The organism is Archangium violaceum (assembly GCF_016887565.1).
Lineage (GTDB): Bacteria > Myxococcota > Myxococcia > Myxococcales > Myxococcaceae > Archangium > Archangium violaceum_B.
Window position 1 is genome coordinate 7,552,856 of the sequence record NZ_CP069396.1, and the last position, 20,501, is coordinate 7,573,356.

Consider the following 20,501-nt stretch of genomic DNA (forward strand, 5'->3'; position numbering starts at 1 on the left):
AGGTGCGTTGTCGGGGCAACGGGATGTACGCCCAGACAGGGTCGCTATTGCAAGCCGGACGACAATTGCCGCCTAACAGGGGGGCAAGCAGGCGGATTCCGGAGAATCCGCCCCACCGGGGGTGGGTGCTGTAGTGACCTGTAGCGGAAATTTTGCCGCGAAGATCCGGAGGGTGTATGTGCTCGCCTGCTCGCCCGCCGGAGTCCGAATGGTCGACAGCACGGATCTCGCTCAGGTTCTCCACGAAGCCAATGACATCGCTCAGAGCGTGGCACAGAAGCCTACCTCGGCCCACGTGTTGCTGGCCCTCTTCACGGTGGAGAACCGGGCGCAGCTCCTGCTCAAGGAGAAGGGCGTCGACGAGGACAGCCTGCTGGAGACGATGACGTCCCAGCCCACCGAGCAGGACGGGCTGGTGCGCGAGCTGTTCATGCGCGCCCGGGAGATCGCCCAGAACAGCGGGGCGCGCGAGGCGGACTGCCTCCACCTGCTCGTGGCCTTCACCCGGGTGCGCTGCGCCGCCAGCGAGCTGCTGACGCGGGCCGGCCTGCACCTCATCAACCTGGGCAACACCGCCCTCTCCTATTGTCTCAGCGGGAGCACGCCGCGGCGGTTCCAGCCGGGCCGGAGCACCACGATGACGGCGGCCATGCCCCGGCCGACCCGTCCCCTGGGGGCCCCGCCCTCGGCGCCGCCCGCCTCCGCGCTCGCGGTGAGCATGCCGCGCCCCGCGCTCGCACCGCCCCGGGCTCCGTCCCGGCCCGCGCTGTCCCCGCGCGACCTCATCGACGAGGTGAACGAGGACGTGCCGGAGGCCGCCGCTCCCACGCCGGTGCCCCCGGTGCCGACGCGCACGCCTCCTCCGGTTCCCGTCTCCCTGGCTCCGGCGGCCACGCCCGTGGCGCCTCCGGCTCCCGCGCCCGCCCTGCCCTCCCCTGGGCCCGCCGCGCCGCGCCCGGCCGCTCCGGCCCGCGCCGCCGCGCCGCTGGTGCTCGACGAGAAGCGCTTCCCCCTGCTCACCTCGCTGGGCCGCAACCTGAGCCGGCTCGGCCAGGAGGGGAAGTTGGATCCCGTGGTGGGCCGCGCCAAGGAGATCGAGGAGGTCATCGACATCCTCGGCAAGCGGCGCACCAACAACCCGTGCCTGCTGGGCGAGGCGGGCGTGGGCAAGACGGCCGTGGTGGAGGGCGTGGCCCAGCGCATGCTGGAGCTGCGCGGCTCCCTGTCCGAGAAGATCCTCATCGAGCTGGACATGGCCTCGGTGGTGGCCGGCACGCAGCTGCGCGGCTCCTTCTCCGAGAAGCTCAACGCCCTCAAGGACGAGGTGCGCCGCGCCGATGGCCGCGTGGTGGTGTTCATCGATGAGATCCACACGCTGGTGGGTGCGGGCTCCACCGGCGAGGGGCCGCAGGACGCCGCCAACGAGCTGAAGACGGCCATGGCGCGCGGCGAGTTCCCCTGCATCGGCGCCACCACGCACGAGGAGTACCGCAAGTTCATCTCGCAGGACCCCGCGCTGGAGCGGCGCTTCACCCCGGTGGTCGTGCACGAGCCCTCGGTGCCGGAGACGGTGGAGATCCTCCAGGGCATCATCGGCCGCTACGAGGACCACCACGGGCTGCGCTACGCCCCGGAGGCGCTGGAGGCCGCCGCGTCGCTGGCCTCGCGCTACGTGACGGACCGCTTCATGCCGGACAAGGCCATCTCCGTGGTGGATCTGGCCGGCTCGCGCAGCCGCCGCGAGGGCAAGGAGCTGGTGGAGGCCTCGGACGTGGCGCGCGTGGTGGCGAAGATCGCCGGCCTGCCCGAGGAGCGTCTGCTGATGACGGACTCGGCGCGGCTGCTGAGGCTGGAGGCGGACCTGGGCGAGCGCGTCATCGGCCACGAGGAGGCCATCTCGCGCATCTCCCGCGTCATCCGCCGCAACTACGCGGGCTTCGCCTCGCGCCGTCCCATGGGCTCCTTCCTCTTCCTGGGCCCCACCGGCGTGGGCAAGACGGAGATGGCGCGAGCCCTGGCCGAGGTGCTCTTCGGCAGCAAGGACTCGCTGGTGCGCCTGGACATGAGCGAGATGGCCGAGAGCCACGGCGTCTCGCGCCTCATCGGCTCGCCCGCGGGCTACGTGGGCTACGGTGATGGAGGCCAGCTCACCGAGCCCGTGCGCCGCCGGCCCTCGTCCGTGGTGGTGCTGGATGAGATCGAGAAGGCCCACCGCGAGGTGCAGCTGCTCCTGCTCCAGGTGCTCGAGGAGGGCCGCCTGACGGACGGCAAGGGCCGGCACATCGACTTCTCCAACACCGTCATCGTCATGACGACGAACCTGGGCGCGGACGCCTTCCAGCGCGCCAGCCGCGCCCTGGGCTTCGGCACCCCGGAGCAGAAGGGCTCGGCCACCTCGGACATGGACGCCGCCAGCGCCGCCGCGCGCCAGGCCCTCCCCCCCGAGCTGTGGAACCGCATCGACGAGCGCCTGCCCTTCCGGCCGCTGTCCGAGGCGGAGGTGGCGCGGATCGCCCAGTTGCTGCTGGCGGAGAGCAGCCGGCGGCTCGTCACGGAGAAGGGCATCGAGTACGTGGCCGAGCAGGACGTGGTGAGCCACCTGATGAAGGCGGGCGGGTTCGACCCGAAGCTGGGTGCGCGGCCGATGCGCCAGGTGGTGCAGCGGTTGGTGGAGGCGCCCCTCGCCGAGCGGATCCTCGCCGGCGAGTTCATGGCGGGCGACCGGGTGCGGGTGGCCGTGCAGGATGGAGAGCTGCAGTTCCTTCGAGAGAGCCGCTGAGCCGTGAGCCCCCCGCGCGCCAGTCGCCCTCGGGTGGTGGTGGTGGGCATGGGCCGGTTGGGAGGAGCGCTGGCCCTCGCGCTCGCCGCGAAGCGCTGGCCCGTGCGTGTGCTGGCGCGCTCCGAGGACGGTCGGCGCCGCGCCGTGGAGCTGGGGCTGAGGCTGGCCTCCGAGAGCGATGTGGCCCAGGCCCGGGTATGCCTGCTGTGCGTGCCTGACAAGGCCGTGCCCCTGGCCGCCGAGGAGTTGAAGCCCCGGCTCTCGCGTGGGGCGGCCCTGGTGCACTGCGCGGGCGCGCTCTCGCTGGAGGCCCTGGGCGCTCCGCGCGGACGGGTGCTGGGTTCGTTCCATCCGCTGGTCGCGGTGTCGGATCCGCGTGACTCGCTGGCGGGGAACTCGGTGGCCCTCAGCACCCGCTCTCGCTGGCTGCGCGAGGTGCTGGAGCGGATGGCGAAGGACGCGGGACTGCGCGCCCTGCGGGTACCGGAGAAGCACCGCGCCGCCTATCACGCCGGGGCCGTGCTGAGCGCGGGGGGCGTGGTGGCAGCGCTCTCCGCGGCGGTGGAGGCGTTCCGCGTCGCGGGCATCTCCGAGGAGGATGCACTCGCCGCGCTGCTGCCGCTGACTCGCTCGGCGCTGCGCGGCGTGGAGGCGCGAGGACTGGCGGCCGGGTACACCGGCCCGATTGCTCGAGGGGATTCGGGCGTGGTGGCAGCGCATCTCGCGGCGCTCCCGCCCGTGGCGGGCGAGGTCTATCGGCCACTGTCACGGCGTGGAGTGCAACTCGTGGGACACCGTCTGCCTCCAGAGGCCCGCGCCGCTCTGGAGAAGCTGCTCGACTCCGAGACTCCTCGACGGAGGTAGTCTGGCGGCGGCCGGCTCCGGAAAGAAGCCGCACACACAGAGGGCGACTGGTGGCTACGTACAACATCTCCCTGGCGGATCTCCGGCAGGACATCGCCGGAGTCATCCCGGCCGAGCTCGTCCTGAGCTGGAACGGGCAGGACAAGACCTCCGTCCGACACGACCAGCTGCTGGCCCCCTTCCGGACACACGGCACGATCGTTTCCGCCGATTCGGCGGGACTGTCCAGGCTGACCCAGCGTTACACCCTGGCCCAGGTCATGAAGCTCGTCTCCGAGCCCAAGGAAGTGCTCCACTCCTACGGGACGGCGATCGGCGGTGAAGCCATCGGCATCTGGGCGGCGGACAACTCGCAGATGTTCTTCCCCGAGGCGATCGCGCCGTCACGCGTCGTCGCGCAGATGCTCGCGGTGCAGGCCAGGGTCAAGGCCCTCCAGGTCCAGATCGGCATCGGCATCCACACCTGCGAGTGCTTCAAGGTCGGCGGTGGACTCTTCGGTGAGGGGGCTGACTTCATCGAGGCCATCGCCGAGGACGAGACCTCGGGAGGAGAGATCGTCCTGTCGAAGGCCATCCACGAGCGTCTCTCGGGCCCGGTGCGCGACGCGGCCCGGGTGCGCGGAGATCTCGAGAAGAAGGGCTCGTTGTGGTCGATCACGGACTCCCCAGGCTCCCTGGATGCCGTTGAAGGCAACAACCCCCACTACCCGACGCCTTTCGACGCGGCCTTCTTCCAGCGGCTGCGCTCGGCCTCCCTGGCGGAGCTCGGCAAGGAGGAGTTTCCCGAGTACCGGACAACCCGGACGGTGGTGTTCGTGAAGGTCGCCCACAGGCCTCACGAGTTCCTGCTGGACTCGTTCACCGACATGTCCCTCATCGACCTCGCGATCCGTCGCATCGCGTCGTCCCATGGGGCCGATGTCGTGAAGTCCAACGGCACCCTGGCCATCGTCCTCTTCCCCGAGGGCCGTCAAGCCGTCGCCTTCGCGCGCGACATCATCGAGGAGAATCGCGCCCTCGGTTTCAATGCGCACGTCGGATTGACCCATGGCGAGGTCTACCTCTTCCCCCTCGCCAACGGTGAGCGCGAGATCGCCGGCAATCCCGTCAACATCGCCTCCAAGCTCGCCGAGGACTCGGGTCTGGAGGGTGTCCTCGTCGAGGACTCCGTCGCACTCGGGGATGTCTCGCGGAAGGGCGAGCCTTTCCGGTTGAATCTCTCGAAAGTCGAGCTGATCGGACGTCGCTTCCCCGTCTGAAGCGCACCTGTTTCTGGAACGTCAAAGGGGCCAGCCGGGTGATCCCGGTTGGCCCCTTTGCTGGGTCCACGGTGTTGGATCCCTATACCCTCACCCCAGCCCTCTCCCAGAGGGAGAGGGTGATCTCAACCCGAGGTCTCCTGTGAACTTCAGCTCAGGATGATGCGCGGTCCGTTCAGCGCCTGCCGCACCACCGCCACCGCCTGCTCCGACGCCGCCTCCGCCTCCGTCAACCGGCGCAGGCAGACCTCGCCCTTCGTCTCCACCGCCTTCTTGAGGTCCGTCAGCAGCACCGTCGCCGCCTTCAGCATCTCCTCGTTCTGCGGATTCGGCGGCGCTCCCTTCCCCGCCTTCTCCTCCATGTACTTCGTGAACCGCCTCACCGCGTCCACCGTCTTGTTCGGATCGAAGTTCGCCAGCAGCGGCTTGATGCGCTCCGCGTTCACCTTGATCAGCCTCAGCGCCCCCACCTTCCCGAATCCAGGGTGCAGCAGGCTCAGATCCGACTGCTCGAACGTCCCCAGCAGCCCTTCCTCCGGCGCCTGCACCGAGTGCGGCACCACGTCCACGAACAGCGCCAGCGGCGGCGCCCCCTGCGTGAACGCTCCGATCTCATCCTCGTCCACCGGCGGGAAGTTCTGCGGCGAACCGATGAACAGCAGCGGCAGCACGATCTCTCCCCAGAACTCCTCCGGCGCCGCCCCCGTCCCGCCCACCGTCGCGAACATGTGGCCCATCAGCTCCGCGATCCGCGGCGCCCGGTCCATCTGCTCCGCCAACGCATGGCTCGGATCCAACCGCTGCAGCGACTGCACGATCTGTCCCTCGAACTGCTGGCGCGCCTCCGGCGGCAGCTGCGTCCGGCCCAGCGCGTCACGGATGTCCCGCGCCAGCGCGTCCGGCTTCGTCTCGAACGCCGTCTTCGCCTTCGCCGAGTCCAACACCACGAATTGCAGGAACCCCGGATCGAACAGCCGCTGATAGTCCGCAGGCCCCATCTTCGGCCCCGACGCCCCCAGCGACTGCGTCGCCCCAGGCGCGAACTTCACCTGCGCCAGCGACTTGCGGATGTCCGCCGCCAGATCCTCCAGCTTCCCCAGCTTCCCCTGCGACAGCGCGTCCATCACCGCCCCGAACGGCGACAGCATGATGATCGCGTCCGGGAAGCCCAGCGTCGCACCCTCCGGCGAGTCCCGGTTCGGGAACCAGAAGGCGCCGTGCTCGGTGGCCATGCGCTCGGCGAATGCACCGGCCAGGCCCAGGGCCAGCCCCTGGTGGTTCGGGTTGTTCACCTGGAAGGCTCCGCCGAGCAGCTTGATGGCGGACGCCTCCACCTCCGACCAGGGGACCTTGAGAAGATCCACCGGCTTGCCCTCGAGCTGCTGGAGGGCGGCGGCGACCTGCGCCTGGGCGGATTGGACATGCGGAGGGGCGGGATGAGCCATTTCGGGTTCCTGTTCCGGGTACGAGATCGTGACTTGAACGGTCGACCCCCTTACCCCGAAAACCAAGTTCATCGCCACGATTTGTGACCGCACCTAGGATGGGGGCGCATGCCGCGTCGCCTACCCACCCTCCTCCTGTTCATTCTCTCCCTCTCCGGGTGTGCATTCGTCACACCCCGCTTCCCCCAGAACGTCCAGACGAGCTTCGTCCGGGAGGACATGCGCAAGCTCACCACGAGCTCCCTCGTGCTCTACTACCCGGCCGACCTGCGGCCGACCGCCTTGCGCATCGCGGCACGCGTCGAGGACTGCGTCGAGCGTCTTCGCACCCTCACCAAAAGCCCCCGCAAGCGGGACCGGGCGCTCGTCTACCTGACGAGCGCCGACTTCAACAACGCGTACGTGATGCCGGACTACTCCAGCATCCCCCAGCAGATGGTGCTCCCCTCGCATATGTCGCTGGAGCTCTTCAACCTGCTGGGCTTCGGCCCCGCCGAGCTCGGCGAGGTGGGCTGCCACGAGTCCGTCCATTACGTGCAGATGCAACAGACGGATGGTCTGTGGTGGCTCGTCAACACCCTCACCGGCGGCCTCTTCCAGCCCAACACCTTCACCGAGTCCTGGTTCCTCGAGGGACTCGCCACCTTCTATGAGGGACGGCTGGGCCGCTCCTGGGGCCGTCCGCACAGCCCCGTGTGGCAGGGCTTCTTCGAGGCCGCCTCCCAGGCCCGTGGCGGCGACTTCCACCCCGGCTACCTCTCCCCCGAGCACCGGGAGATGGATCCCTTCGGCGGCAACTACCTCGTCGGCAGCGAGTTCATCTCCTGGCTCGCGAACAAGTACGGCGAGGACAAGCTGTGGCAGCTGGTGGAGTCCCAGGGTGAGTCCGTCTTCTCCCCCCTGGCCGTGACGCTGCGCTTCAAGGGGGTCTACGGCCGCACCATCGGCGCGCTCTTCGACGAGTTCTCCCAGGAGCTCGCCCAGCACCAGAAGCGCCGCGAGCGCCCCTCCACCCAACAGGTGCTCGCCCCCGAGGTGGGCTACTTCACCCGGCTCGCGGCCTCGCCGGCCGACGGCGCCATCGCCACCCTCGAGGTGGGCCGCGAGCAGGCCGTGCGCCTCGTCCTGCGCGAGCGCGATGGCTCCGTGCGCTTCAGCCGCCACCTCGCCCAGTTCCTCCCCGGCCGCCGGTGGATCGCCACCAGCCCCACCGTCATGAGCGGCCTGTCCTTCACCGCCGACGGCGGCTCCCTCTTCCTCCTCGCCTCGGACCTCGACCGCGTGGGCAGCTACCTCGCGCGCGTGTGGCAGGTGGATGCCCGCACCGGCGAGGTGGTGAAGACCTGGGAGGACATCGAGGGCATGGGCGGCGGCGTCACCCCGGATGGCAAGGCCTACGTCTATGTCCATGTCTCCCAGGACACCGCCAACCTCTACCGCCTGGATCTCGCCACCAACGCGCGCACGCCGCTCACGCGCTTCGAGGGGCGCCAGTCACTCGGCCCCGCCTCCGTCTCCCCGGACGGGCGCATCGTCTTCCCCCGCATGACGGACAACGGGTGGAACCTCGCGCTGCTCGAGCCCGATGGCACCGTCCGCGCCCTCACGGATGACACGCACTTCAACTATGCCCCCCGCTGGCTGGACGCCCAGCGCGTCGTCTTCGTGCGCGAACACGAGGGTCGCTGGCAGGCCCATGTCCTCGACGTCACCGGCGGCGAGCCCACCCGCATCACCGACGCCCCTCACCTGGTCATGGACGTGGCCCCCCTCGGAGGCTCGGACGTCGTCTTCCTCAACCGCGACGCCTTCGACTTCTCATTGGATCGCGCCCCCATCACCCCGGTCGCCGCCTCCGAGGCCCTCGCCCAGGATCCCTCCCCCACTCCCGCTCCCCCCGAGGCCCTCCCGCCCGCGCTGGCCCCCTTCCTCGGGCACGAGCTGAACATCCTCTCCGACGAGCCGTACTCGCCGATGGAGCACTTCTTCTACCCGGAGCTGCATGCCCCATTCGCCTACGCGCTGCCGGAGACGAACGACGCCGACGACACGGAGATCGTCGGCTACGGCGGCGTGGCCCTGGCGGGACAGGATCGGCTGGGCTTCCACCAGTACGCCCTGCTGGTGCAGATCGACTCGAAGCTGCGCGACCCCAGCGTCTCCTTCAGCTACGGCAACGCCCTGCCCGCTCCCTGGTACGTGCAGCTCAACGTGGCGCGCACCGTGGTGGCGGGCCGGAGGGATCTGCAGGCCTCCCTCTTCATGTCTCGCGAGTTCTGGACCACCCCCGTGTCCTTCGGCGTGCTGGCGCTGCGCCGGGACTGGTACGCCACCTCCAGGCGGCCCGGGGTGCGCTCCTCGCTCCTCGGACCGGAGGCCTCCGTCTCGTACTTCGCCGGAGAGAGCACCTCCTATGGTGGCACGCAGCGGGGCCTGGGCCTCTCGCTGGCTGGCGGCCTGTACCCCGTCACCTTCGACGAGGCGAGTGCCCCCTTCGGCGACGTGCGCGCCACGGTGGACCTCTTCGTCCCGGGGCTCCCCCTGCTCAAGCGCGACAACCTCCAGCTCACCGCCATCGGCCGCTACCTCCCCAGCGCCCCCGAGGGACTGCTCCAGGTGGGCGGCATCCAGCTCGGCAACCCCCTCCTCCAACTGCGCCAGGGCCCGGAGGACTCGCGCGACGTGCCGCTGCGCTTCCAGCCGGGCACCTCCTTCTCCGAGTACCTGCGCGGCTACGAGGACTTCGCCCTCAGCGCGCGCAGCGTCGTCATCGCCAACGCGCGCTACCGCTACCGGCTGATACTCGACTACGGCTGGTCCACCTTCTTCTGGCTGGGGCCCTCCTTCTTCCTCAGCCAGGTGGAGCTGGAGGCCTTCGGCAGCTGGGCTCGCACGGACCTGCGGGCCAACCACCGCGCCGCCGGTGGCGCCGTCTTCCTACACACCACTTTCGGACAGTCCGTGGGCCTCTCCCTCTTCTACCAATACGCCCGGCGCTTCGATGACGGGCTCGGGGACCTCCACCTGGTGGGCTTCTCGCTGTAGGCCCCACCTTCCGGGGCACTCCCACGTCCACCAGCCAACGTCTTCCGGCATTCCGGGGCCTGCGGTGAAGGTGGGATTGAGCCTGCTCCCTTGCATCCCCGGCACGGCGACCGCAGCTTGCCCCACCCTTTGAGAAGGTACTCAACGGCGAGGCGCATTCGTGCCTCACCTGAAGGAAGAGCACCTATAGAGGGCCACTCACGCAGAGGTCATCGCGGATGAGAACGAGTGCCAGCCCCGCTCCAGAGTCCGTCCTGGTGGTGGATGACGAGCCGTCCCTGCGCACCATCCTGGCGTTCATCGTCCAGCGAGTGGGTGCCGTCCCCGTGCTGGCGCCGGACGCCGCCACGGCCCGCCAGCTCGCCGCGAAGCACTCCTTCGCGTGCGCGCTGATCGACAAGAACCTGCCGGGCGAAAACGGCCTGGACTTCCTCAAGTGGCTGCGCTCCGTGCAGCCCGGGTGCAACGCCCTCATCGTCACCGCCTACGGCAACGTGGACAGCGCCATCGAGGCCCTGCGTCTGGGTGCCTTCGACTACCTGCTCAAGCCCTTCGAGGTGGATGGGCTGGAGCACCGCCTCAAGCTGGCCCTGGATCAGTGGCGGCTGCGGCAGGAGCACGAGCGCATGCAGGCCATGCTGGTGCAGGCGGACAGGCTCGCCTCGCTGGGGCTGCTGGCCGCCGGCGTGGTGCACGAGGTGAACACCCCCCTGGCCTACATCCTCTCCAACCTGGACTGGCTCGACGAGGAGCTGCCCTCCCTGCGCGAGGGGCTGAAGCGCCAGGGCCGTCAGGGGACGGGCACGGAGCTGACGTCCCTGGCCGAGCGCCTGGCGGCGGTGGAGTCCACCCTGCGCGACATCCGCGAGGGCGCCGAGCGCGTGCGCCACATCGCCCGCGACGTGAAGGCCTTCGCCCGGCGCGAGGACGACGAGAGCGTGCTGGTGGATTTGCGTGAGGTGCTCGAGGCGGCGCTGAAGATGGCCCTGGTGCACATCCGCTACCGGGCCCGCGTGGTGCGCGACTACCAGGACGTGCCCCTGGTGAAGGCCAACGAGGCCCGCCTGGCGCAGGTGTTCCTCAACCTGGTGGTCAACGCCGCCCAGGCCATTCCCGAGGACGGGGGCGATCATGAGATCCGCGTCCGGCTGTGGACGGGCCCCAACGGCGAGGCGTGCGCCGAGGTGACGGACACCGGCACGGGCATCGCCCCCGAGCACATGGCGCACCTCTTCGAGCCCTTCTTCACCACCAAGCGCTCGGGCGAGGGCACGGGGCTGGGCCTCTTCATCTGCAAGTCCATCGTCGAGTCCGTCGACGGCTCCATCACCGTGGAGAGCCGCCCGGGCAAGGGCACCACGTTCCGCCTCGGCCTGCCTCCGCACGTGAGGGCCGCCCGCGCCACGCTGTCCGCGGAGCGGGAGAGCAGCGCCGCGGCGTCCTGAGCCGGCTCACTCCTGCAGCCGGAAGAGCCCCACCGGCCCGGTGCTGGTTCCCGCCGTGAAGAAGGCGGCCTCGTCACTGGCGGGGCCGAACGCCACGCCATCGAAGATGCGCGTGGCGCCCACGCCCACTCCGGAGCTCCCCAGGCCCGCGCACCCGATGGGGTGTTGCGCCGCGGAGCACCCCTCCGTCCCCATGAAGTCGGAGCGGTGGGCCGGCCGTGAACTGGACGTGCGCAACACCACCGCGCCTTGCGTGCCGTTGTCGAAGCCCACGAAGAGCGAGCGCGAGGTGGCCACCAGGAGCGAGAGGGCGGTGTTCGCCGGGTTGTCGAACTGGGTGAGCAGCGAGTCCCCCTTGGAGTTGGGGGCCACGAGCGACCAGTCCCCTGGATCGCAATCCGTCGAGGAGCCCGTGCTCGCCGGATCGCACGCGAAGAGCTGGGGCCCCACCGTGGTGTTGCGCGCCAGGTAGAGCCGTCCCTGGAACACGGCGAGCTGGGGAACGGCCTTGTCCGAGGGCTCGAGGTTCGCGGTCTTCGTCGTCGTCCTGCTGGTGCGCGAGCTCCAGGCCGCGATCGCGGGTGTGCACGCGCTCCAGTCCGCGGGCGCCGAGTCGTAGGGCCGGGGGGTCGGCGTCGTCGAGCGGATGCAGCCTCCGTTGTTCACCACGTAGAGCCGATCATTGAAGGCGGCCAGGGTGTCGATCATCTGCATGTTGGCCTTGTTCGACGGCGAGCCGCTCTGGCCGATGCCGGGCATGCGCTCGGCCATCAGGTTCTCCACATGAATACCCGCGATGGCATCGAGCCCGGGCGCGGACGTTGGAAGGCTCTTGATGGCGAGCAGATAGGGCCGGTTGCCACCGGTGTCCGGGAAGCCCAGGTAGAGCCGGTCGTGGAAGAAGAGGGCCGAGGAGAAGCCTCGCGTCTGCCCTCCGAGGAGGGCCGAGAGATCCAGGAAGCGCATTCCCAGCGGACCGCCGGTGTCCTGCGTGAGGTAGATGTAGTCAAGGTCTCCCTTGCTCCGAGCTCCGCCGATCCCCAGCCACTCCTGCGTCCCCACCCGGCCGGCGAAGAAGAAGCCCCGGCCATCCTCGTTGTCCGGACCGCACGAGGCGGTGTTGGACGTGCAACCGACCGCGCCGATGGAGGAATAGGGCGCCGCGGCCGTGTTGTCGCTGGCGTTGCCGCGGACGTCCTTCGAGAAGGAGAAGGTGAGCACGCCGTCCTCCGTCGTGTCCGGATCGACGCTCACCGCCCGGGTTCCATCACGGTTGGGGCCGAGCACGAGCCGGCCCTGGTAGGGGAAGACCTGGGCGAAGGACGAGCCATCCTGGAGGGGATCGGCACGCACGAGCTCCACCTCGAAGAGGAGGACCTCTCGCGAGGAGACCTCGCCGGAAGTCACGGGTGAGCCCGAGAGCCCATCCGTCCCGCTCGCGCTGGCGGAGAAGAACACCCTTCCCAATCCGATGGCGCGATAGTTCCAGGTGAACGTGGTGCTGGCCCCACCGTCGAGATCCACCGGCGTGAGCGCCGGCTCGCTGGTGGGCACCACGATGCCCCGGCTCACCCTCGGACTGGTGAGCTGTACGCCCAGGGCCCGGGTGCTCCCGGTGTTCCTCACGGTCAGGTCCACCGAGAAGATGCTGCCCGGTCTGGCGCGAATGGGAGTCGAGAACGTCACGGACAACGCGGAGGGCCGCTGCACCTTCACCGTGGTGGCGACGACCGGGGCCTCCAGCTGGGTTCCTTCCGTCTCCTCCCGGCCACGGGCCCACGCCCGGAAGACACACGTGCCCTCGCCCGTTCCGGCGAGGGTGGCGCTGAAGAACCGGCTCTGCCTCCCGGGAATGGTCACGAGCGTCGGATGCGGCCCTTCCACGAGCGACACCGTCCCATCGCACCCGGACACCATCTCCACGGCCGTCACATCGAGCACCGCGGTGTCGCCCGAGTTCTTCACCTCCAGCTGGAGCTCGAACCGCTGCCCCACGTTGACCACCGGCGCCGAAGACGTGAGCACCGCGGTGAGCTCCGGACGGTTTCGTATCTGGAGTGGCCCCTCCTCCACGGTGAGCACCGGCAGCTCCATTCCCGTCGTCTCCTCGCTGCCCCGGACCTCCACCGTGAAGCGCAGCTCCCCGGACGAGATGGCACCGAGCTCCCAGACGAAGAACGCGCTCGTGCCCGGACCGATGTCGGCGGGCTCGGGCCGCGAGCCGAGCTCCACCCTCCCCTCGCCCACCAGGCTCAGCACCGGGGTGACGGCGAGCGCGGCCGAGCCCCCCGTGTTCTCCACCGTCACCACCAGCCGCGTCCGCCCTCCCACCCACACGTGGTCCGACTCCACCACGGCCCGCGCTCCGAGCACCGCCAGCGGCCGATCCGAGGACAGGTACGCGCGCGGCAGCTCCACCCGCCGACCCAGGGGCCCCCTCACCGACAGCGCATGCCAGCCGGGCGCGAGTCCCTCGGGCACCCGGGCCCGCAGCGTGTGCTCATCCTCCAGGGCGACGTCCTCGAGGGCCACCTCGTCGAGGAAGGCGTCGAAGCGGGCATCCTCCGACACCAGCTCCGAGCCGCCGATGTGCTGGGTGACGAGCGACAGGAAGTTCTCGCCCTCGATGACCACGGGTACGGAGGAGGTGTTCAGCCCCCAGCTCGGGACCATGCGCAGCGGACGCGGGTCGTACTCGGAACCCGGATCGCTCGCACACGCGGCCCCGAGCGCCCAGAGGGCGAGGAGCACGAGGAACCGGGGGAAGCCACGGTCAGAAGAGCGCAAGGCGATACCCCAGGTGCAAGGAGCCGCCCCGCAGCGCGCCGCGCAGCACACGCAGGGACGGATCGTCGAACCAGCAGAAACGCGCCTCGAGGAAGGGCTGTCCCGGTCCGAGCGGGATGCCGGCCCCCACCATCGCCTGCGCCCCGAGCACCCAGGTGTCCTCCTCCAGCACGGGTCCACCTCCCGTCGACGCACGGCTGCGCACCCGGACCAGCGCCGGGCCCCCCGCCACCCAGCCCTGGAGCCCGTCCATCCCCAGGGTGCGCAGGCCCACCGCGGCGGTGACGTCCAGCAGCTCGTTGAGCCCCAGGAAACCGGGCACCCGCTCCCCCCCCGTGCGAGAGAACCGCAGGTAGCCGGTGTCGAGCATCAGCCCCAGCACCGGCCACTGGCGCACCGGCCACACCTCCAACCGAAGCCCCGCGGAGGGCGCGAGCACGTCCGCGAAGTTCGTCACCACGCCCGCATGCGGCGCCACCAACAGCATGGGGCGGCGGCGCAGCAACGGGAGCGTTCCTCGGCCGAGCACCCCGCCCACCCGCACCTCCAGCTCGGCCAGGCCGTCCACGTGCACCGTGGGCGGCACGTACCGCAGCTCGTACGTCCCCGGCCCCCGCGACACCAGCGTGCCCTCCTGTCCGCGGGAGAGAGAGGTCTCGGGCCGCGGCTCGCGCACCGGATTGCCGAAGCGATCCACCACGGAGATGTGCCAGGTCGCCTCCGACTCGCCATCCGCGACGAGGAACGTCCGCCGTGGCTCCACCGTCACCCGCGCGGGCGCGGCGGCCCGCAGGGATACGCTCCGGCTCAGCACGGGCGTGGAGCCGCCCTCCGCGAACAGCCGCAACTCCAGCCGCTCCCGCGCGCCGAACCCGGGCGCGACGCCGAGCGCTCCCGCGTACTCTCCCGGCTGGCGCTCGGTGAGCACCACCCCGTCCCCCACCTCGGGCTCGAGCCGCAGCCCGACACGCGCCGGGTTGCCGGCGGCATCACGGGCGGAGACCTCCACCGCCATCCGGACCTCCTCCGAGGCCACGATCTCCTCCCGATCCACCCTCATCTCGAAGCGCTGGGCCGGACCGGGCACCGCCGACACGTGCACGTCCACCGACCACCTCGGCTCCCTGGGAACCGAGCCCTTCAACTCCAGCTCTCCCATCCGCCCCGGCGGCACGGTCCACCGCACGATGGACACGCCCGGCTCCTGCTCGACCGGCGCGCTCACCGTGCCGCGCGAGACGGAGAAGGAGAATGCCCCCGGACGCGCCGGGCCACCCGCTGGCCTCACGTCATGGAGGCGGATGACCACCGTCTCCTCGCGGTCGGCCAGCACCTCGCGGCGATTCGCGACGGCATGGAGGTAGGGCTGGGGCGGCAACCCGAGGTCGATGCGCCTGCGTCCGAAGAAGGCCTCGCCCACCCCGGGCGGCACGGCCACGGGGATGCGCGCCAGCCCCGATGCGTCCGCCAGGACCGGCCCGAACGTCCGATCCCCCACCTGGAGCGTCACCGGCGCACCGGCCCGCGTGCGCACCTCGGCCTGGCCCTGGCCCCAGAGTGGAAACAGCGACCACCCCTCCAGCTCCCCTCCGGGTCCCCGGGCCGTCGCCGCGAGGACGACCACCTCGGGAAGACTCTGCCGGGGGGGCACGTAGGTGGCGCGGAAGACGCCCGGCCCCACCCGCTTCACCGCCCCCACCTCGCCAGTGCTGGCGATCAGCTCCAGGCCTGTGGCGGCCGGATCCACCTCGATGCGCACCTCCGCCTCGAGATCCGTGCCGAGCAGCAGATGTCCCGGGGTGCACAGGATGCGGATGGCCCCCCCCGAGGATCTCCGGACGGCGTCGGCTCCGGCCGCGCGGACCGGCCACAGGCCAGCCCCCAACCCCACGAGCAGCAGCAGGAGCGACACCGGGCGCGAGCACATGACGTCAGGGCTTTCTCCAATGGAACTTCACCGAATCCTCCCGTGGAGGTCCGGCACGCGCCGGTGGCCGACAGGCGAGCAACATCTCGCGAGTCGCTCCGCCGGGCTCCTTCGCCAGGACCCTCACCTGGGAGCGGCCCTCGCGGCGCGGAACGTTCGCCTGGAAGGAGCCGTCGACGGAGACTTCCGCGGGCTCGCCCTCCACCAGCACCTCCGTTCCCACGCGCACCTTCCCCTTGAGGGACAGGCACAGGGACTTACCGGCCGAGGCCTTCGCCGCGACCTCGAGCAACACGTCCAGCGGGATGGGCTCCGCGGCGAGCGGTTTCCCGCCATCGAGCACCACCGACCGATGCCCGGCACCCACCTGGACGGTGGCTCCCGCGGACGACAGGTTCACCATGCCTCCCCGGGTGCTCACCGCCACCACGGTGCCTCTGCGCAGCAGGGTGAAGCGCGCCTCCCGGGCCTCGGCCACCGTGCCGCTCTCCACCTGCACGTGCAGCACCCGGTCCCCCTGGCCCCGGTAGTCCACGTCGATGAGGCCTCGCTCCAGCCGGAGTGCATGGCTGGTGCGCGACATCACGCCCATGCGCACCTCGGACTGTTCCTGGAGGGTCAGCCGCGAGGCCTCGTCTCCCATCCGCAAGTCCGCCCGGGCACCGGGGCCGGTGCGCACGGAGTCATCGGGCTCGAGCGCGTCTCCCACGCGCAGCTCCACCCATCCCTCGCCCTGCGTCCTCTCCACCACGCCCTCCACTCCAACGACCGTGGCGCGCACGTCCGGCACCACGACCGGAGCGGGCCGCGAATCCAGGGGCGGCGCCACGGCGACGGCCGGCACGGGCCGAGAGGGGGCCGTGCCGAAGCGCTCGAAGACGAACCACGCCCCCGCGGCCAGGAACGCCACCAGACTCAGCCCCAATACCAGGGCCCGGCCAAGCGCATCACGTGATGAGCTCACGACCCGCCTCCCTCCCTGCTCTCTCATCCCGCGCCCTCCACATGAGGTGCTCCCTTCCCTCGCCCGAGTGACTCACGCGAGGTGCGCCTCCCCGCTGGCCGCGGGAAGGATGACGGTGACGGTGGTGCCCTTGCCCTCGGCGCTCTCCAGCCGGATGCGGCCGTGATGGGCCTCGATGATGCGGTGGGCCACCGACAGCCCCAACCCCACGCGCCCGGGCTCGTCCTTGGTGGTGAAGAAAGGATCGAAGATGCGCTCGCGCAACGACTCGGGGATGCCCTTGCCGGTGTCCTTCACCGACAGGCATACCGCATCCCCCTCCACCGCCGCGAGCCCCACGGACAGGGCGCCTCCCGCCGGCATGGCGGTGAGGGCATTGCGCAGCAGGTTCGTCACCACCTTCTGGAGCTGATCCGCATGCCCCAGCACCCGCGGCACTCCCGCGGAGATGTCGCAATTGAGCGAGACACCGCGCGACTGGAGATCCTCGCGCACCTCGTGGAGCGCGGCGCGCAGTGGCTGGACCGGATCCAACGGACGGCCCGCCCCCGCGCGCTCCTGCTCCGCCATCTGGCGCAGCTCCCGGATGATGTTCGCCATGCGGCGGGCCTGCTCGAGCGCCATCCTCAGGCTCTGTCCCACGTTGGACTGGGCGGGAACCTCCTCGCACGACAGGGACAGCAGGCCGAGGATGCCGGTGAGCGGGTTGTTGAGCTCGTGGGCGATGCCGGCGCTGAGCGAGCCGAGCGCCGCGAGCCGCCGGGTGCGGGTGATCTGATCCTGCGCCTCGCGCAGCTCCCGGGTGCGCTCGTCCACGCGCTGCTGAAGCTCCTCGCTCCAGCGCCGCAGCTCGGCCTCGCGCCGTTGCAGCTCGCCGGCCATGTGGTTGAAGGAGCGGGCGAGCAGGCCGAGCTCGTCGCGGCCCTCCTCGGGGACGCGCTGATCATACCGGCCGGCGGCGAGCGCGGCGACGCCCTCGGAGAGCCGGGCGACGGGCTGGCTCACGCCCCGGGAGAGCACGAGCCCGAGCACGCCGGTGACGGCCAACGCCATGAGGGCCCAGAAGACGGTGGAGCGCCGGACGTGCTCGGCGGGAGCGAAGGCCTCGCTGGCCTTGCGTCCCACCACCGCGCCCCAGCCGAGGTCCGGCACGGGAGCGAAGGCGGCGAGGTATTCGACACCATCCACGCCGCGCACGGTGCGCACCACGGAGGCACCGCGGGAGAGCCCCTCGGCCACCAGCCCGCGCTCCTCCTCGCTGAGCCCGGGGTGCTTGGAGGTGGAGGCGACGGGCAGACCCTGGTGGTCCACGATGAAGGCCCGCCCCCCTTCCCGGGCCAGCTCCTCCACGCGGCTGCTCAGCTCGGCGAGTGACAGCTCCGCCAACAGGAGGCGGGTGGCGCCCTCGCCCGCGCGCACCGCGAGCGCCACGCGACCCTCCGTGGCCTCGGGGGTGCGGTACGGAGGGCCGATGGCCGCGCCGGTGGACAGGGCGGCCTGCACGGGCGCCTGACGCGAGAAGAGGGCCAGCGAGCCCTCGGTGACGCGCTGGCGGCCATTGCCCTCCTCGGAGCTGAAGACGGCGGGGGCGATGGCGCGGCCCTGCGCGTCCACCAGCACGAGCAGGTTGAGCATGCCGAGCTGGCGCAGGGGGATGCTCAGGACGGAGGAGGCGTCCTGGGACCCGAGCCGTTCCAGCGGGAGGTACTCGGCGGCGAGGCGGAGGTTGTCGACGCCCAGGAGGACGAGCTTCTGGCAGGAGCGCGCCAGATCCGTGGCGGCCTGGGTCTGGAGACCGCCCACCAGGTGGTGCAATTCATCGCGGTTGGCGCGAAAGGAGAGCCCCCCGAGCAGCAACACGGGGACCACGCCCACCAGGGCGAGCACGAGCATCAATCGAGAAGCGAAGCGCACGGGCACGGGCCGTTCCCCTGTCCAGCAGACGCGGAGGATTGCAGCACAGGGAGCGATTCGAATCCGACCCGAGAGCGACCCGGCGTCACGCCGTGAACGGGTCTCGCCGTCCGACGTTCGAAACCGGGAAGAATCGGCCGGGCGCTTTCCACTTCAGGACGTCTGGGGCTGGACTTTCATCCGGCCATGGGCCGGCGATTCCGTCCCGCTTGTGTGCTGACGTCACGGCACGACGGGTGGACATGAACCACCCGGGGCGAGCACCCTTCGAGGAAAGGCCACTCGGTGGTTGCCGTCGGAGGTGTCCCCTGCGGTCGCGATCCGCTGCTCGCTACTGTCCGTGGTGGAGGTTCAACCTCCGTGCTCTGGCGTGGATGACGTTGTTGATGGTGGCCGGCTGCGCCACCGTCGCGCCACATGCATCCCGGCGCTCGCTCCTGCCAGGACTGAGCCACCGCGCACTGACACCTACGCCCTTCACACACTCGAAGGCCCAGGCAGCCACGACGAGGGGCCCCCACTCCTCTGTGCCGGACGCGTCGGGCATCGACGACGAGGACGGAGACGTCGACACGGAGGAGAGCACCCTCGAGGAAGTCGCGGATGCCCCCGAGACTCCGCCTCGAGCACAGGGGCGCCACGCGGCGGACAACGGAGACGAGCCGTTGTTGGGCGACTGGGGCAAGGGCTGGACGGGCTGGCCCGACGGCGTGGGCAATGGGCGCCCCTACACCGTGCCCATGAGCGTGGACTACTTCCAGGGCTTCCTCGCTCACGTGGGCGTGCCCACCGACGCACTGCCCGAGGACGGGCGCACCCTCTCACCCGAGCAGGCCCTGCGGTTGCTGCCGTATCTGCTCTCCACGCCGGTGACCCTGGGTAACTTCGCCCAGCGGCGCATGGCGGCCTGGCTGCTGCTGGAGGTGGCCACGGGCGAGCGGTCCGTGTCGCGCGAGGAGTTGCACGCGCGCATGGACCGCTTCCACCGGTTGCTGGTGCTGCGGCCGGACGGCTACCTGGTGCTGGCCGTCACGGGTGAGGCCAAACAGAAGGTGGGCGAGTTGGAGGTGGCCCAGGACGGCACGCTGCGCGCCGGCCGCTATGAGGTGGGCCCCTTCTACGCCCTCGAGAGCAGACGCTTGTGGCCGGTGGATGCCGCGCTGGAGGTGCCACGGGGGGCACTACCGCTCGGTACCTACGAGCCGGATGACGGCGTGCTGCTGCCCGCGTTGGAAGGGGCGGCCCTGGCGCTGGCGGACACGGTGGAAGGCCTCTACCGCCTCACCATCCACCCCATCGAGACCATGGAGGGCCTCGTCCGATTGCCGGGCGCGGTGCGCGAGCTGGTGCGCAACGCCCCCGAGTACTGGGAGTCCTTCCGGCACAAGCCCTCCGGAGAGCAGGTGCGGGGCGTGTCGCGGGTGGTCACCGGCGTGGTGCTGATGGTGGGCACCGCTGGGGAAGGCGCGGTGCAGGCCGCCACGTGGGGGAGCCGGATGGGACGGCTCGCCGTACCCGTCTTCTCGCTGACGGGAGAAGGCGTGCTGGCGCTGCGGCTGGTGGCGGTGCCCGGCCGGGTCATCGCCGTGGCGGGCCAGGCGCTCAGCGCCACGTACGTGCTGCACATGGCCAGCGTGGGCGTGGCCGTGGCGGGCGGTGGCACCTGGACGCCGCCCGTGGGAGGGCCGGGCCGGTGGGTGACCAAGCACGAGCGCATGTCGGACCGCTCACGCAAGTTCCAGAACAAGGTGACGAAGGCGCCCGCGGGTTGGGTGTACCGCGTCCTGTTCGGTGGCGAGCAGGCGGACTTCGACGGCTTCGCGGAAGGCGTGCTGCTGGAGACCAAGGGCCTGGGCTACGACAAGCACTTCGACATGAAACTCAACCCCAAACGGTATTTTCAAGGGGCGAAGCGGCTCGTCAGGCAAGCTCAGAGGCAGTCGAGAGTGGCCAACGGTGTACCCATCCGCTGGCATGTGGCCGAGCCCAGGATGGTGGACATCCTCAGAAAACTGTTCGTGGCAAACAGGGTCAAGGGCATTGACGTGGTCTACACCCCGCCATAGCAATGC

The 20,501-nt window shown here is 70.5% G+C and carries 11 protein-coding genes; 6 read left to right on the forward strand and 5 right to left on the reverse strand.

All coding sequences use genetic code 11. From position 1 onward, the window contains the following. The first annotated feature begins 208 nt into the window (after positions 1 to 208). The 3 genes from JRI60_RS29985 to JRI60_RS29995 are packed head-to-tail and all read left to right on the forward strand — an operon-like array spanning position 209 to position 4,902. Positions 209 to 2,779 (forward strand): AAA family ATPase, encoded by a 2,571-nt coding sequence (locus JRI60_RS29985; RefSeq protein ID WP_204219303.1) that lies wholly within the window; start codon positions 209 to 211, stop codon positions 2,777 to 2,779. Positions 2,780 to 2,782: 3 nt separating this feature from the next. Next, positions 2,783 to 3,643, forward strand: coding sequence for a DUF2520 domain-containing protein (locus JRI60_RS29990; protein ID WP_204219304.1), 861 nt, complete (start codon positions 2,783 to 2,785; stop codon positions 3,641 to 3,643). Between the two features lie 50 nt (positions 3,644 to 3,693). Then, positions 3,694 to 4,902, forward strand: coding sequence for a hypothetical protein (locus JRI60_RS29995; protein WP_204219305.1), 1,209 nt, complete (start codon positions 3,694 to 3,696; stop codon positions 4,900 to 4,902). A 149-nt stretch (positions 4,903 to 5,051) separates the two neighbouring features. On the opposite strand, the gene JRI60_RS30000 is transcribed toward JRI60_RS29995, so the two are convergent. Beyond that, a complete protein-coding gene (locus JRI60_RS30000; protein WP_204219306.1) occupies positions 5,052 to 6,347 on the reverse strand; it encodes a hypothetical protein in 1,296 nt (431 codons plus the stop codon). 108 nt (positions 6,348 to 6,455) lie between these two features. On the opposite strand from JRI60_RS30000, the gene JRI60_RS30005 reads away from it, so the two are divergent. Continuing rightward, positions 6,456 to 9,392: a hypothetical protein gene (locus JRI60_RS30005; RefSeq protein WP_204219307.1), complete on the forward strand. Its 2,937-nt coding sequence runs from the start codon at positions 6,456 to 6,458 to the stop codon at positions 9,390 to 9,392. A gap of 218 nt (positions 9,393 to 9,610) precedes the next feature. Then, positions 9,611 to 10,837, forward strand: coding sequence for a sensor histidine kinase (locus JRI60_RS30010; protein WP_204219308.1), 1,227 nt, complete (start codon positions 9,611 to 9,613; stop codon positions 10,835 to 10,837). Between the two features lie 6 nt (positions 10,838 to 10,843). Here the strand turns inward: JRI60_RS30010 and JRI60_RS30015 are convergent, their stop codons facing one another. The 4 genes from JRI60_RS30015 to JRI60_RS30030 form a co-directional block, all read right to left on the reverse strand. Further along, positions 10,844 to 13,624 carry a hypothetical protein gene (locus JRI60_RS30015; protein ID WP_204219309.1) on the reverse strand — a complete coding sequence of 927 codons (2,781 nt, stop codon included), beginning with the start codon at positions 13,622 to 13,624 and terminating at the stop codon, positions 10,844 to 10,846. Further along, positions 13,611 to 15,551, reverse strand: a complete 1,941-nt coding sequence (locus JRI60_RS30020; protein ID WP_204219310.1) for a hypothetical protein — start codon at positions 15,549 to 15,551, stop codon at positions 13,611 to 13,613. Before JRI60_RS30020 ends, JRI60_RS30015 begins: the two co-directional genes overlap by 14 nt. A 4-nt stretch (positions 15,552 to 15,555) precedes the next feature. Beyond that, entirely contained in the window at positions 15,556 to 16,515 is a 960-nt protein-coding gene (locus tag JRI60_RS30025) for a FecR domain-containing protein (protein ID WP_204219311.1), read from the reverse strand. Positions 16,516 to 16,587: 72 nt separating this feature from the next. Then, positions 16,588 to 18,435, reverse strand: a complete 1,848-nt coding sequence (locus tag JRI60_RS30030) for an ATP-binding protein (protein WP_204219312.1) — start codon at positions 18,433 to 18,435, stop codon at positions 16,588 to 16,590. Between the two features lie 521 nt (positions 18,436 to 18,956). Here JRI60_RS30030 and JRI60_RS30035 point away from each other — a divergent pair. Then, a complete protein-coding gene (locus tag JRI60_RS30035) occupies positions 18,957 to 20,495 on the forward strand; it encodes a Tox-REase-5 domain-containing protein (RefSeq protein ID WP_204219313.1) in 1,539 nt (512 codons plus the stop codon). The last annotated feature ends 6 nt before the right edge of the window (positions 20,496 to 20,501 follow it).